This window comes from Pseudomonas sp. BAY1663, from assembly GCF_000582595.1.
GTDB classification, from domain to species: domain Bacteria; phylum Pseudomonadota; class Gammaproteobacteria; order Pseudomonadales; family Pseudomonadaceae; genus Stutzerimonas; species Stutzerimonas stutzeri_AF.
On sequence record NZ_AZSV01000050.1, the window covers coordinates 19,956 to 34,018 of the forward strand.

Annotated in this window: 13 protein-coding genes and 4 pseudogenes; 5 read left to right on the top strand and 12 right to left on the bottom strand. The window is 63.4% G+C overall.

Annotation, left to right across the window (positions count from 1 at the left end):
- The first annotated feature begins 87 nt into the window (after positions 1–87).
- Positions 88–1,997 (top strand): annotated as a pseudogene (locus BAY1663_RS14520) (sodium:solute symporter family protein).
- 302 nt (positions 1,998–2,299) lie between these two features.
- Positions 2,300–2,815 (top strand): hypothetical protein, encoded by a 516-nt coding sequence (locus tag BAY1663_RS14525; protein ID WP_037042072.1) that lies wholly within the window; start codon positions 2,300–2,302, stop codon positions 2,813–2,815.
- A gap of 144 nt (positions 2,816–2,959) precedes the next feature.
- On the opposite strand, the gene BAY1663_RS14530 is transcribed toward BAY1663_RS14525, so the two are convergent.
- Both BAY1663_RS14530 and BAY1663_RS14535 read right to left on the bottom strand, forming a co-directional pair.
- Complete coding sequence (locus BAY1663_RS14530) at positions 2,960–3,751, bottom strand: SIR2 family protein (RefSeq protein ID WP_037042081.1); 792 nt, start codon at positions 3,749–3,751, stop codon at positions 2,960–2,962.
- A 6-nt stretch (positions 3,752–3,757) separates the two neighbouring features.
- The gene (locus BAY1663_RS14535; RefSeq protein WP_037042083.1) at positions 3,758–4,306 is read right to left on the bottom strand and encodes a non-canonical purine NTP pyrophosphatase; all 549 of its coding nucleotides are present in this window, start codon (positions 4,304–4,306) and stop codon (positions 3,758–3,760) included.
- A gap of 106 nt (positions 4,307–4,412) precedes the next feature.
- Here BAY1663_RS14535 and BAY1663_RS14540 point away from each other — a divergent pair, with 106 nt between their 5' ends.
- Positions 4,413–4,838: a pyrimidine dimer DNA glycosylase/endonuclease V gene (locus tag BAY1663_RS14540; protein ID WP_037042085.1), complete on the top strand. Its 426-nt coding sequence runs from the start codon at positions 4,413–4,415 to the stop codon at positions 4,836–4,838.
- A gap of 16 nt (positions 4,839–4,854) precedes the next feature.
- Here the strand turns inward: BAY1663_RS14540 and BAY1663_RS23915 are convergent.
- Positions 4,855–5,289, bottom strand: a pseudogene (locus BAY1663_RS23915) (group II truncated hemoglobin); the annotation flags it as partial.
- Positions 5,290–5,439: 150 nt separating this feature from the next.
- On the opposite strand from BAY1663_RS23915, the gene BAY1663_RS14545 reads away from it, so the two are divergent.
- Complete coding sequence (locus BAY1663_RS14545) at positions 5,440–5,871, top strand: universal stress protein (protein ID WP_037042086.1); 432 nt, start codon at positions 5,440–5,442, stop codon at positions 5,869–5,871.
- Between the two features lie 24 nt (positions 5,872–5,895).
- On the opposite strand, the pseudogene BAY1663_RS23920 reads toward BAY1663_RS14545, so the two are convergent.
- Both BAY1663_RS23920 and BAY1663_RS14550 read right to left on the bottom strand, forming a co-directional pair.
- Positions 5,896–6,239: pseudogene (locus tag BAY1663_RS23920) on the bottom strand (YajD family HNH nuclease).
- 52 nt (positions 6,240–6,291) lie between these two features.
- Positions 6,292–6,989: pseudogene (locus BAY1663_RS14550) on the bottom strand (YebC/PmpR family DNA-binding transcriptional regulator).
- Between the two features lie 194 nt (positions 6,990–7,183).
- Here BAY1663_RS14550 and BAY1663_RS14555 point away from each other — a divergent pair.
- A complete protein-coding gene (locus BAY1663_RS14555) occupies positions 7,184–8,068 on the top strand; it encodes an EamA family transporter (protein ID WP_037042087.1) in 885 nt (294 codons plus the stop codon).
- Here BAY1663_RS14555 and BAY1663_RS23925 read toward each other — a convergent pair.
- The 7 genes from BAY1663_RS23925 to tssI form a co-directional block, all read right to left on the bottom strand.
- Positions 8,016–8,264, bottom strand: coding sequence for a hypothetical protein (locus BAY1663_RS23925; RefSeq protein ID WP_128576304.1), 249 nt, complete (start codon positions 8,262–8,264; stop codon positions 8,016–8,018). The genes BAY1663_RS14555 and BAY1663_RS23925 overlap by 53 nt on opposite strands.
- Positions 8,265–8,479: 215 nt before the next feature.
- Positions 8,480–9,106 (bottom strand): hypothetical protein, encoded by a 627-nt coding sequence (locus tag BAY1663_RS14560; RefSeq protein WP_037042088.1) that lies wholly within the window; start codon positions 9,104–9,106, stop codon positions 8,480–8,482.
- A gap of 110 nt (positions 9,107–9,216) precedes the next feature.
- A complete protein-coding gene (locus BAY1663_RS14565) occupies positions 9,217–9,432 on the bottom strand; it encodes a hypothetical protein (RefSeq protein ID WP_037042089.1) in 216 nt (71 codons plus the stop codon).
- A gap of 8 nt (positions 9,433–9,440) precedes the next feature.
- On the bottom strand, positions 9,441–10,085 hold the full coding sequence (locus tag BAY1663_RS23060) for a hypothetical protein (RefSeq protein WP_051497153.1): 645 nt from the start codon (positions 10,083–10,085) through the stop codon (positions 9,441–9,443).
- Positions 9,989–12,298: a toxin VasX gene (locus BAY1663_RS14570; protein ID WP_051497154.1), complete on the bottom strand. Its 2,310-nt coding sequence runs from the start codon at positions 12,296–12,298 to the stop codon at positions 9,989–9,991. Before BAY1663_RS14570 ends, BAY1663_RS23060 begins: the two co-directional genes overlap by 97 nt.
- Positions 12,295–12,858 carry a DUF4123 domain-containing protein gene (locus BAY1663_RS14575; RefSeq protein WP_256206797.1) on the bottom strand — a complete coding sequence of 188 codons (564 nt, stop codon included), beginning with the start codon at positions 12,856–12,858 and terminating at the stop codon, positions 12,295–12,297. The genes BAY1663_RS14570 and BAY1663_RS14575 overlap by 4 nt, the downstream gene beginning before the upstream one ends.
- Positions 12,855–14,063, bottom strand: a 1,209-nt coding sequence (tssI, locus tag BAY1663_RS14580; protein WP_037042090.1) for a type VI secretion system tip protein TssI/VgrG, incomplete at its 5' end; no start/stop codon positions are given. The genes tssI and BAY1663_RS14575, both read right to left, overlap by 4 nt.

The following is a 14,063-nucleotide window of genomic DNA, read 5'->3' on the forward strand; positions in this document are numbered from 1 at the left end:
CGTCTGTTGTGCAGCGCCGAAATCGGCGTGTTCTCGCCCGCACATGGCATTCAAGGGGCTCATCGCAACAACGACCGGGATGACAGGATGCTGGATCTACTGATGGTACTGGCCTTCGTCCTCTACGGGCTTTGCGCCGGTATGCGGGCGCGCGGCAAGGCTTCGCAGAGCCTGTACGAATACTTTCTCGCCGGGCGGACGATCAAGGGCTGGCGCGCCGGAGTCTCGATGGCCGCCACCCAGTTCGCCGCCGATACGCCGTTGCTGGTCAGCGGGTTGGTGGCCACCGCCGGCGTATTCGCCTTGTGGCGATTGTGGATATACGGGCTGGCCTTTCTGGTGCTGGCCTGGGTCTTCGCTTCCGGTTGGCGTCGTGCCGGTGTACTCACCGATGCCGAACTGACGCGGGTGCGCTACAGCGGTCCGGCCGTCGTACCGCTGCGCCTGTTCAAGGCGCTCTACTACGGCACGGTAATCAACTGCGTAGTGCTGGCGATGGTGCTGGTGGCGGCGATCCGCATCGCGGAAGTGTTCCTGCCCTGGCACATCTGGCTGCCCAGCAGCTTCTACCAGGTCATTCTCGGTGTGGTGGAGGCCAGCGGTCTTCGCCTGGGCGAGAGCATCGGTGGGCTCGACCGGGCGACCGCCACCACCAACAACCTGATCTCGATCGTGCTGATCCTGGCGTTCACGGGGATGTATTCGATCACCGGAGGGCTGCGGGCCGTGGTACAGACCGATGTGCTGCAGTTGAGCGTGGCGATGCTGGGGACCCTGGCCTACGCCTGGTTCGTGGTCGATGCCGCTGGCGGGCTGGCAGGCCTGACCGACCGGCTCGTCGAACTGTACGGTGCCCAGCGGGCGGACCAGCTGTTGTCCTTCGCCCCGAGCGGTGTCGGCGATGCCTCATGCCTTTTCTGCTCATCGTTGGCCTGCAGTGGTTGTTCCAGATGAATGCCGACGGTACCGGTTACCTGGCTCAGCGCTGCATGGCTTGCCCCACGGACCGCCAGGCGCGGATCGCCGGCCTGGTCTTCACCTGGGTGCAGGTCCTCCTGCGCAGCCTGCTGTGGCTGGCGATCGCCATCGGCCTGCTGGTGCTTTATCCGTTCAGTCCGGAAGAAGCTGGCAGTGCCGGCTTCACCGCCGCGCGCGAGGCGCTGTTCGTTACCGGTATCGATGCCTTGCTACCGCCTGGAGCGCGGGGGTTGATGCTGATCGGGTTGCTGGCGGCGCTGGCCTCGACGGTGGATACCCACCTCAATTGGGGGGCGTCCTACTGGAGCAACGATGTGTATGCCGGCGTCGTGGCGCCCAGGCTGCTCAAGCGCAAGCCCAGGAACGAGGAGCTGGTGTGGGTGGCGCGCTTGTCCAATGTGCTGATCTTGCTGATCGCCATGTTCATCATGGCCAACCTGGGTTCGATCCAGACGGCCTGGTTCGTTTCCCTGCTGTTCGGTGCGGGAATGGGCTCGGTGCTGGTGCTGCGCTGGTTGTGGGAGCGGATCAATCTCTACTCCGAGCTGGCCGCCATGGCGGCGTCGCTGGTTACGGCACCATTGCTGCTGCATATGCTCGGCACCGGGCCGGACCAGGAGTGGATACGCCTGGGCATCATGTCACTGGTGACCTGCACGGCGGCGATCCTGGTCAGTTTCGTCACGCCAGCGACCGACGAGCGAACCCTCGACCGGTTCTACCGGCGCGTTCGTCCGTTCGGCTTCTGGGGGCGCACCGCCGCGCGTTGTGGTGTGGCGCCGAGTGCTTCGTTGAAGGCGCTTGGTCGTCGGCTGCTCGCCGTGGCGATCACTGCACTGTCCCTTTACGCACTGCTGTTCGGTATGGGCCGCTTGCTGTTCCCACACCCGGATGGCGAGTCCTGGCCGGCCTGGAGCTGCATCGTGCTGGGGATGGCGCTGGTGCCGGTGTGGCTCTATCTGACATTGAGTGATCGTTTCGATGATCCAGACGAACTCCATGCACCAGCGGGAAAGTAAAGGCGCAATGCGAGACGCCAATTTTTGAAGATCGGAAACAGTCACTAAGAACCGGATTTGAATAATGCCAGCGTTTCGCTTGTTTGTTAGGGGGGCTCGCTCGCTTTGGTTAATATCAAAATGATTCCAGATACATAACTCAAGCCTAATCATTCGATTAGAGGATTCTCTTCGGTTTTTTGTTGAATATGTGTCATTCGTCGATTTGTCGAGGAAAAGATTCGGTTTGCATGCTTGGCTCAATGTACGCAGTGCGTTCTGGTGTTTGCGTAAATCCAACAAGCAGAACAAGAGGTGCCGTCATGAACCGATTCTTGAAAACTTCCCTGATGGTCGCAGCCATGTTTCCGGCCGTTGCGGGCGCAGCTCCCATGACCGGAGATCGTGAAATTACCTTGGGTGGTGCAGGAAGCAGTGACAAGGACTTCGACGATACTGTGTTCTCCGTTCAGGGTAGCTGGGGTAAATACCTTTCCGAGTCATCCCTGTGGGGTGTCCGGCAAACCATAAACGTGCGTGATGCGGAGGATGAAAGTACCAAGTTCGACGGATCGACACGGGTGTTCTACGACTATCACTTCGGCACCGGCAATGCCCGTCCCTTCATTGGCGCCAGCGTTGGCGGGGTCTATGGCGACCGGGTGGACGACACGTTCATGGCGGGGCCGGAAGTGGGACTCAAATACTGGGTTCAGGACAAGACGTTCATTACCGCAATGGCCGAATATCAGTTCCTGTTCAAAAGTGGCAGTGACGCCCAGGACCGTTACGATGACGGTGTATTCCTCTATAGCATCGGTATCGGCTTCAACTACTGATGCGGCACGCGGCGCGATGCCGTATTGGTATCGTGCCGCATCGCTCGGAACTTCCGCCTTTATCGTTTCGCTTGTTTGATATGGCTTCGCTTGTTTCATCTACCTGCATGGGGATGGAAGCGATGCGTGTTGTTTTTCTATAGCTCAGCCTTCCACCAGTTGCTGAAGAAAGTTCTTCAGCGCCAGCCCGGGTTCGTCGTCTTCCGAAGCGATCATACGGATGCCCCATTGGCTGAGAACTTCTTCCTGCACCGGATTCGGTTTGTGCGAGAACACGTAGGAAATAGGCCGGACGCCGAGCGCTTCATGTTCGTTCCATATTTTCGACAGCTTGTGGAAAAGTAGACGGATGTTGGTATCCGAAAGGCTGTAGCCAATGAACAGTACGGCCTTGCTCAGCGTATCGGCACGCAGTTTGATATCCAGCGGTGTCTCGAACTGCAGTCGCTGGTAGTAGCTGGTTTCGTCCAGCACGATCGAGGCGTCGTCGTCGAAATCGCCATGGAACTTGACGATCTGCCGCATGCCGTCGTGGGCCTTGGTCAGGTCGCTGGCGTTGGCGATCTTCACGTACTCGACGCCATAGGCGTCGTGCGCGTATTCCAGCCAACGGTCGTAATTGGTGGTGTAGATGGCCGGGAAACGGCCATGGACGATCAGGCGGTGAATCTCCGAGTCGCGTATCTCGATGTCCCTGTGCCATTCGCGGTCCATCCAGCTGCGCAACGGGCCGATATTGCCCTTCTTGATCCGGTAGTACTCGGCCAGGGCGAGAAAATTGCCATAGGTATTGAACACTTCCGGATCGTACCCAAGCTGCGTGGCGATTTCGTCGATCAGCTCCTTCCAGGGCGGCAGCCCGATATTGGCGGACACGCCGGAGCCGACGAAGAGGATCAGGCGATTGTTGCGGTAGGCATCTTTCAGCAGGTCCATGGCCGTTCAGGGCTCCCTGAGGAAGCTGACGAAGGCATCGAGGGCATGTCTGCGCATGGACAGGCCGTTCTTCTGTTCGCCGAGTTCGGCGAACGTGCGGCTCTGTCCGTCGGGAATGAACACATCATCCCATTCGAAGCCACCGTGGCCGGTCGGCTTCGGCGAAATCCTGCCGGCGACCACCCCTTCGAAGAAGTGCCGCTTGCGCCCGTCGCAATAGCCGATCAGCGTCTTCGCCTCGGCTGTCGGGTCATCCAGCCGGCTGATCAGCTCGGAGAACCGTTCGGGTTGCAACCGGTCCCAGAAGATCTGGGTCAGGCCGCCGGGAAAACCGTTGAGGCTGTTGATGAACAGCCCGGTATGCTCGACGAACACCGGTTTGCCGATCAGCTTGAACGCAGCCAGCAGCTTGTCGCTGACCAGTTGTTGCAGGTCTTCGGTGCGCAGTTCTTCGATGCGTATCGGGAAGGGCAGGACCTCGATGCCGCTGGGTTCGAGAATCTCCCGGACTTCGCGGATCTTCTGCTGGTTGATGGAGGCGAAGCGGATCTTCATGCTGCACCTGCCTCTGGAGCGCCATGCTGTGTTGCTATTTTTGACGCAGACGACATCGGTCGGTTCTGGATGGACAGCCAAATACCGGAAAAGAGGAGGGCGACGCATGCGCCTGTGGTCATTGCATCCACGCTATCTCGATGCCAAGGGGCTGGTCGCGCTCTGGCGCGAGGGGCTGCTGGCGCAGGCGGTGCTGTGCGGGCAGACCCGCGGCTACCGGCGGCATCCGCAGCTGCGGCGCTTTGCGCAATGCGTCGAACCAGCCGCCCAGGTCGCGGGCTACCTGCAGACCGTGCATGCCGAAGCGCTGCGGCGTGGCTATCGCTTCGATGCGCAGAAAATCGGTATCGCCACCAGGCTCGAGCCGATGACGGTTACCCGTGGGCAGCTGGAGTACGAGCGCACGCACCTGATGGCCAAACTGGCGGTGCGCCAGCCAGCGTTGCTCGACGCGCTGCAGGCCGAAGACTGCCCGCTACCGCACCCGCTGTTCCAGCTCGTCGAAGGGCCGGTAGAGCCTGGGAAGTGCTGAGCGGCGGCTGATCAGCCTGGTGGCCTTGCGCAGGACACATGGACTGCACCATGCGGATGCGCTCGGCGGGTACTTTCAACTGGCGCAGCAGGTATTCGGCGAACTCGGCGGAGTAGGGCTGCCGGGCGATGGCCTGTTGCATGCAATACAGCCATGCATCCCGCTCGGCTTCGCCGACGCTCCAGCGGGTATGAAACTGCGGAATATGGATGCTGCCGTACTTCTCGGCGTAGCGGCGCGGCCCACCCAGCCAGCCGCTGAGAAAACTGGCGAGCTTCTCGCGGGCCAGTTCCAGTTGCTCGGGGTACATGCGCCGTATCGTCGCAGCTCGCGGGTCTTCGTCCATCACCCGATAGAATTCCGCCACCAGACGCTCCAGCCCCTCTTGGCCTCCGGCCGCCTGGAACGAGGCGTCAGCTGTACCGAATGCGGGCGTTTCGTTGACGGTCATCCTGGCGCGCCTCCTGATCCAGAGTGGGGCAGGCGGGCGCCTGCGGGGGCGAAATGATGCTCGCTCGACCAGCTCAAGACAAGGGCGGGCAGCACCCGCGGCGACTGCGAGCTGGTCTATGCTGAAACGACACAATGACGGAGATGGAACATGCGCAAAGTTCTGGTTGCATTCGATGGGTCGGAAAACGCCAAGCGGGCCCTGCAATATGTCATCGATTTCGCCCGTGATGCCGGGCTGGCAATGGACGTCCACGTGCTCAATGCGCAGCACGAGCCGATCATCTACGGCGAATATGTCACCGCAGCGATGATCGACGAACTCAACAAGGGCCTGGAGACCAAGGCACAGGGCGTCCTCGCCGAGGCAGCGACAATGCTGCAGGGCAGTGGCCTCACCTATGAAACGCACTCGGTACTGGGCAACGTCGCCGAGCAGATCAACGATGCGGTCAAACGCCTGGGTTGCGACACCGTGGTGATGGGTACTCGCGGCCTTGGCAGCTTCACCGGGCTGCTGTTGGGCTCGGTGGCGAACCGGGTGATCCACGAGGTATCGGTCCCGGTTCTGCTGGTCAAGTAAGCGGCCGCAATGCGCGATGCCTGGTCAGCCCTGCTTGCCCTTGAGCAGGTCGGCCAGGTTGGCGAAGGCTTGAAGGTTTCCTTCGGCCCCAGATCGCTACCAGGCCGGGCTTCGGCCTGGTACTGGTTGTCGGTATAGCGGGAATGCTCGTTGTCGTGGCAGTACAGGCAAAGCAGCTCCCAGTTGGAGCCGTCCTCCGGGTTGTTGTCGTGGTTGTGGTCCTTGTGGTGGACCGTCAGCTCGCTGAGGCGCTTGCCCGAGAACTCCCGCGCGCAACGCCCGCAGATCCATGGGTACATCTTCAGCGCTTTTTCCCGGTAGCCCTGCTCGCGCTGGCTATAGGGCGTGGTGGGCTTGTCGTTGCTCATCGTTCACCTGCTCGTCGGGTGCCTTTCTCGACACAACTATAGACGCCGAGATTCAGCCGGCCAGGCCGACATAGACGTTCTGCACGTCGTCATGGGCATCGATGGCCTCGAGGAAGGCCTCGACTTCCTCCAGTTCCGCGCCGGACAGGTTTACCGGGTTCTTCGGACGGTAGCCCAGCTGTGCCGACTGCACGCTGAAGCCGAATTCCGGCAGTGCCTTGCACACCGCGTCGAGGTCGGTCGGCTCGGTGATGAACAGCGTGGCGCCGTCTTCGGCGGGCTCGAAATCCTGGGCTCCGGCTTCGATGGCGGCCACTTCGGCGTCGGCATCGCCCGTGGGGCTCGCCTCGATCATGCGACATGGTCGAAGTCCCAGCTCACCGAGCCGGACGAACCCAGCTGGCCCTTGCGGAACAACACACGGATCTCCGCCACTGTGCGGTTAAGGTTGTCGGTCAGGCACTCGACGATCAGCGGCACCTGGTGCGGGGCGAAACCCTCGTAGAGGGTCCGCTCGTAGTGGACCACCTCGCCGCTCAGGCCGGCACCTTTCTTGATGGCGCGCTCCAGGGTGTCCTTGGGCATGGAGGCCTTCTTGGCCTGTTCGACCACCAGGCGCAGGCGTGGATTCATGTCCGGGTCGGGACCGCTGCGGGCGGCGATCATGATTTCCTTCGACAGCTTGCCGAAGATCCTGCCCTTGGCATTCGCCGCGGCTTCCTTATGTTTCGCTTTCCACTGTGCGCCCATGTTCGTACTCGTCTGATGGTTGAACCGGTCGGCGATTCTATCGGGTCTGCCGAGGTTTCGTCTGTTCTGTCGGCGATGAAGGGACGATCGTCGTTCCGAGCGGACTGTATCGGCCAATTTGCGGCCCACTGTATGGACCGGCCGGCCCTCCACGTGGCTCTAATGGTCGTCTTGCCACCGAGGGATGCGTCGTTATGTCACCCAGGGATCTGCTGCTCGCGCTGGTCGTCATCGTCGTCTGGGGCCTCAATTTCGTCGTGATCATGGTCGGCCTGCACGACGTACCGCCCATGTTGCTCGGGGCGCTGCGCTTCATGCTGGCGGCGGTGCCGGCGGTCTTCTTCGTCAAGCGGCCGCAGGTGCCGCTGCGCTGGCTATTGGCCTATGGGCTGACCATTTCGCTGGGGCAGTTCGCCTTCCTGTTTTCGGCGATGAAGGTCGGCATGCCCGCCGGCCTGGCTTCGCTGGTGCTGCAGTCGCAAGCCTTCTTCACCCTGTTCTTCGCTGTGCTGTTTCTCGGCGAGCATCTGCGCCGGGCCAATCTGCTGGGGCTGCTGGTGGCTGCGGCGGGGCTGGTGCTGATCGGTACGCAGGCCGATCGCGGCATGACCCTGGCCGGCTTCGTGCTGACCCTGGGTGCCGCCTCGATGTGGGCGCTGGGCAACATCGTCACGCGCAAGTTCGGCAAGGTGAACTTGGTCGGCCTGGTGGTATGGGGTAGCTTGGTGCCGCCGCTGCCGTTCCTGGCGCTGTCGTTGTGGCTGGAAGGTCCCACCGCCATAGAGCTCGCCCTGCGCGGGCTCGGTGTGGACACCCTGCTGGTACTGGTCTATCTGGCGTTCGGCGCGACCCTGCTCGGTTATGGCCTGTGGAGCCGCCTGCTGTCGCGCTACCCGGCCAGCCAGGTGGCGCCTTTTTCCCTGCTGGTGCCGGTGGTGGGGCTGAGCTCATCGGCGTTGCTGCTGGGCGAGCGGCTGGGCCCGCTGCAACTGGCCGGTGCGCTGCTGGTGATGCTGGGGCTGGTGGTCAACGTCTGGGGCGGCTGGCTGTACGGATGGCTGCGGCTGCGCCTGGCTTGAGCTTTACAGCGAGACGCCCCGCGCCAATCGGTTCGGGCGGGGCGTCACGATGGCGCGTCAGCTGGCGGGGGGCAGCGTGAGCCCCGAGCAACGTCGTGGTGCCGTGCTTCTTGTCGCGCTTGGCCATACGTTTTTCCTGCGCGGTTTTCAGCGGCTTCTTCTTGGCATTCTTCTTCGCATCCATTCCCTTGCTCATGGTGTTTCACCTCTGATCGTGGCTGGACATATCCCGGTGCACGAGCAGGCCGTCGCCTTTAAGGGCTGGAGGAGCGCAGATGGCTGCTTCGTCCGGCCTGGTGCCTTCCATGACAGCTGCAGTATGGCACTGCGGCGCGGCTTTGCACGCCGTGGGGAGCTAGTGCGAGCTTCGGGGCGGTTCATGCGACTAGCCGAGGCTATTGGGTCGCCCTGTCATGTCGAACCGTGCTCTTGCTCTAAATCGGCCAGCCGGCTGGTCGGGCCATCGGCGCGCAGGCGCTCACGAATCAGCTGCGGCCACTGGCTGCGCGAGCGGCGCTTGGCGATGGCGTAGGTGAAGTTTTGCAGGGCACGGACGGGCAGCAGCAACATGCTGCCGAACAGCAGCATAAAGTCGCCATAACTGAGAAAGTTTCGGCCCTTATTGGCCCGGTATTCGTCCTTGATCAGCCCCCAGTACAGTCGCACCGACTGCCCCTTGCTATTGCGCACTTCCTGCAAGCTCTGGCTGAACTCAGGCGAATCGCTGTGCTGGCCGTGCTCGTCGAACCAAGGGCCGTTGTCCATATAGGCGCGCAGGTATTCCCAGAAGCCCAGCTGCATGTCCAGGCTCTTGCCGATGGGCGAGCCGAGGTTGAGCAGCACCTGCTCTTCGGGGTGGCCGTAGCGATGCAGCAGGGTTTCGAGTGCCGCGTGGCGCATGCCGGCGGTATAGGGACCAACGGTGCCATAGGTGTAGGCGGCTGCGGCGATACCATCCCAGGGCGTGTGGTACAGCTCGTCGTCCTGCTCGAAATACAGCTCGCGGGTGCGGCGGTTAAGCAGGATGGGAAGGGGCATAGGACGCAGGACTTCCCATATGAACGGAGTCACGGTGCCTGCGAATGCAACTAGAAGTGCTTGAGCCATGCCCTCGGTATTTCCACTCAGAAGTGCGATCAGCGCCATGACTAAGAGAAAGAGCCCGAGCCCCCCCCTAGTGCACCAGTCAGCATTCCCCTGTCCGCGCTATCGCCATGCTCGATAGCCAGGTAGTGCTCGGTCTGCTCCTCCACTTCGGGCATGCATATCAGCGGTGTCCCGGTCGGCTTATCGGCCTGGAGCAGACGGCTGTCAGGCACCTGGGCCAGGCGCTGGGCGAAGGGGTGGTTGGTGGCGACGGTCATGGCTTAGCTCAGGTCGATATCGATGGGCGGCAGGTAGAGCCTTCGATGGGTTGGTAGGTCAGGCTGCCGCGAATGGCCGCTAGGTCCTCGACATCCTCGTGGTAGGCGCGGCGCAGGCGCACGCTGCCATCAGCTTCCGGCACCACGTGGCTGCCGATATCCAGATCGAAAGGAATGGGGTCGTCTTCGCCCCAGACCAGTGGCACGCAGCGCGTGGCGGAGCCGAGCAGGCCGGTCGAGCGCTGCCATTCCTCGTGCCCGTCGAAGCTGACCATGCCCTGGCGGTATTCGCGCTGGCCGGGCAGGCGCAGCACCAGGCGCAGTTCGTTGACCCACCGGCCGCTGCGTGGGTCGATATCGTTCCAGCGCTCAAGCTTCAGGCTTACGGGCAATACGATCTGGTAAAAGGCGCGCATGGTGGCGGCGAAGTCGCCGGACCAATCCGCTGGACGAATGCCGAAGCGGGTCTGCTTGATCCATTGCTCCAGCGGGGTGTCCTGGGTGTAGATCAGCGAGACCAGCCCGATAAAGAGGGTGACGGTCAGCCCTACCAGGCTCAGGCGTAGCGGCAGCGATAGCACGCGGATGCCGGTGACCAGGGCCTCCGCCTCGCCGGCCAGCGCCGCGGCGCGGGCGATACGCAGGGCGCGCATGGCCTGTAGCGATACGCGGGCGTAGCCAGGTTGGCGCCGGCCAGGCTCATGCTGACCGCGGCCGTGTCCAGATCACCCGCGCGGAAGGCCTCCAGCGCATGCCAGCCGAAATAGAATACGTCGATGCCGGCGGTAATGGCCTGAAAGAGCATGGCGAACGAGGCCAGTCCCAGCGCATCGGCCAGAAGCTTGCGAGCAGCAGGGTCGACATGACCGGCCTGAGCCACTTGCTGCTCCCAGCGAGTCTCGGCTAGTTGCTGCAAAATTGCTGTACCGGCTGTCAGTGTGGCCATAGACGCGCTGAGGAGTGACACCTGGTTCTTTGAAGACCTATCGGATAACAGGGTGTGCCCGGTCTGGCCCAAGTTCCACACCGCCACCAGCGCAATCAGCGTCTTAAGCGGCGCCTCGTCCAGCAACTGGCCGATATTGCGCGGCAGCTCCAGCTTGGCCGCCTCGCCGCTAAGCGGGGGCAGCACCGGTGCCGGTTTGCCAGGCATCGCGCGTGGCAGGTCACTGCCATAGCCCGGCTGGGAATGAGGGGGCGCGGGTTGCGGGGCGGGCACCAGGTGAAGATGCGGAATGGCGTCCTCGACCTGGGTCGCCGTCGGGCTTTTGCTGGGGGCCGTGCCGGGGGCGGTGCGAGCGGTACGCGCCTGTTCGCGCTCGATCTGCTCGATGCGTTTGCCGATGCTGCGCCGCTGCCCCTTGTTATGAGCCTGGCCCATCTGCTCGCTGAGCCAGCGCAGGGCATCCACGGGCCGCAGTTTCTCTACTTCCATGCGTTGCTGGCTACGCACCAGCATGGCGACCATCAGGTTGTAGGCCAGCGGATGAATCTGCTCGGCCAGGGTGCGCAGCCGGCCGGCGAGAATGGGCGACACGGCCGCGAACAAGGGTTCGCCACCGCCTACCGGTGCGAGCCCCTGCAGGCCATCCGCCCCGTGATTCAGGGCCAGGCTCAGAGCCGTTGCGCGAGCCAGGCGAGCCGCAGCCGCGCTCGCGTCGGCCGCGACTTCGGACACGCCTTCCGGAATATTCAGCAACTGCTTCAGTTCACCCGGGCGGGGCTTCTGCAGCAAACCCAGTAGTGCCCAGAGCAGCCAGGGCTGGCCTTTGACGCGATCCGGATCGAGGGCCTCTTCGATGGCCTGGACGCCGGGTGGGGTGGCGGCGGGGCCGAGGCAGGCAGCGGCGAAGCTGGCCTCGAGCAGGTCGCGCTGATCGAGTCGGGTGATGTCGAAGTGTTCGCAGGCCGTCTCCAGATCGGCGGGCGTGCTGCCGCCCAGGGTCGCGAACCAGGCCGCCCAGAGTTCGGCCAGGCGGCGTCGGTCCGCGTCCAAGGTTTCCTGCTCGCGCTCCTGTTCCTGCAGCACACGTTGCAGGCTTGGCACGTCGACCATCGAGGCCAAGCGGTCGCGGATGTCCTTGTCGCCATCGCTGACGGACTTGACCACGGCGGCAATGGACCACTCATCGGCCTTGTGCCGATTGAGTTTGTCGAAGGCCTGGTTGCGCGTGCGCAGCAGGGCGGCGAGGTCGAACAGCACACCCCAGGGATCGTCCAACAGCGCGAAGTGTTGTTGCTCGCAGCGCCGCATGCGTTTCAGCGGTGGCTCTTCCAGCAGCCAGTACTTGGATTCGCGGGCACAGCTCCAGCGGTAATTTTCCGACTTCACGTCGCCGATCTGCGAATGCAGGGTCTCGACCATCCCGCTGAAGGGGGCTGCTCCGGGAACCAGCGGACGCATCAGGCGCTGGCGTGTCTCGGCCCTTTGCTCGGCTCCGGCGAAGGTATCCGCGCTCCACTCGACCGGCGACCAGGCCAGGGCTGCCGGTGCGCCGGCTTCCAGCATGAGGTAGGCCATGGCGCTGTTATCCCGGGAACGCCCACCCCGCGCGGTAGGGGTGAGCATGGATGCTTCGACCCGGTATTCGCTCAGCTCCTGCAGGCCGTCTTCCCAGACATAGAGCCAGCCATCGCGCAGCATGCGCGGCACATAACCGAGCGGGCGCTCCTGCAGTTGGGGATGATCCGGCCCCAGGTCGGGGAACAGCCCCTGGATTTCGGGCAAGCCCAGGGCCGCGGCATCCAGGCTGGATGGATTGCGCGGATCGATGGGGCCGATGGCGTAGCGAACGGGCAGCACCGCCGCCAGCAAAGGGCAGGCAGCGGGTTGCAGGCGGTCGGGGCGAGTCGCGGGTTGGTTCATGCGGTTGCTTCCTGCAAAGTGGTCTCGCTGTGTGCCAATGCTTCCAGCAGTGGCCAGTCCAGAGTGATTTGCGCCGCCAGGGGTTCACTGGCAATGGTCTCGTCCCGCTCGGGAGAGGGGTTGCTCCAGGCCAGCAAGGGTGTACCGCCATCGTGCAGCCAGACCTCCCGGACGCCATGCCAGAACCCCACGGGCCATTGGGCATCGGCCCGCCAGGCATTGCGCAGCGGCCGGCCATCGGCCAAGCGCAACCAGAACTCCCTGCCGTCGGGGGAGAGGATGCGTAGACGGCGCTGCAGGGTAGCGCGCAGATCATGCAGGGCGAAGTCGCTCTTCAGCCAGACGGCGTGTTGCAGTTCGGAGCCGCCCTGATACCAGGCATCATGCAGGGCGCTGCCTGCATTCGCGTTCAGCAGAATGGGACCGATCTCTGCGAGAGACGAATAGGGCGTGCCCAGCAAGAGTGGGAGGGGGCTGTGTTCGGGGAAGGTCTGGCAGAGCCAGGCCAGTGCCTGTTTGCGCGATGCGCCATCGAACAGTAGGAAGCCTGTGTCCATCATTTCGCCTCCCTGGCCTGCTTGGCTGCCTCACAGACCTCGCAGATGCCGCTGGTGGCCTGCAGGAAAACACGGCGTTGCTTGGCCAGGGCTTCCAGAGGCATCCCGGCCTTATCCGCATCTGCAGGTTGTACCAGCCCCGGCAGGATCGGTTTTGCCCCCGAGCCCTTGCCCGGCGTGCCGCCGGAATTCATCTTGATCGCCGCACCGTTCAGCGTCACGCCGCCCGGATCGAGCTTGAGGAAGCTGCCGCCGGCTGCGGCGGTGAGTTCCGTACCGGCGTCGATCACCACCTTGTGGCCGGCGTAGTAGTGGATTTCCTGGACCGCCTCGACGAACTGCCCGCTGCCGATCCGGATGTGCTGGTCGCGGCCCACCGTCAGATGGTCGCTGGCCCTGACTTCCGTTTTGCGGTCGCCGTGGGTGGTGCGGTGTTCCTCGGCCTGAAATTCGCTGTAGCTGTTGGCTTCCACGCGGTCGTGGCGTTCGTGGCCAACGCGGATCTTCTGGTCGTGCTCGATGTTCTGGTCCCAGTCGCGCTGGGCATGGAGGTAGATCTGCTCGGCACCCTTGCGGTCCTCGATGCGCAGTTCGTTGTAGCCGTCGCCGCCCGGCGAGCTGAGGGTCTTGAACACCGATCGGGTCTTGTGCGCCGGCAGCTCATAGGGTGCGACATGCTCGGCGTGATAGAGGCAGCCGGTGACCAGTGGCTGGTCGGGGTCGCCTTCGAGGAAGGTGACCAGCACTTCCATGCCCACCCGCGGGATGGCGACGCCGCCGTAGCGGTCGCCGGCCCAGTTGCTGGAGACGCGCAGCCAGCAACTGCTCTTGTCGTCGCGTGCGCCTTCGCGGTCCCAGTGCTCTCTATCCCAGTGGAAGTGCACCTTCACGCGGCCGTACGGGTCGCAGTGGATTTCCTCGCCGGCCGGGCCGGTGACCACGGCGGTCTGGCTGCCGAGGATTTTCGGTTTCGGGTGTTTCAGGGGCGGGCGGTAGGGGATGTCCCAGGGCGTGGCGAGGAAGCGGTTGCGGTAGCCTTGCTGGAAGCCGTCGTCTGGCTGGGTATCGCTGGGCGTCGACTCTTCCAGCACTTGCGGCTGGCGGCCTTCGTGGATCACGTCGTTGAGCAGCCAGAGGTCGTTCCACTGCTGGCGCGGATGGTCGCTGAGCGCGAGGAAGTGGCCGCAGGCCAGGTGGGCGTCGCTCCG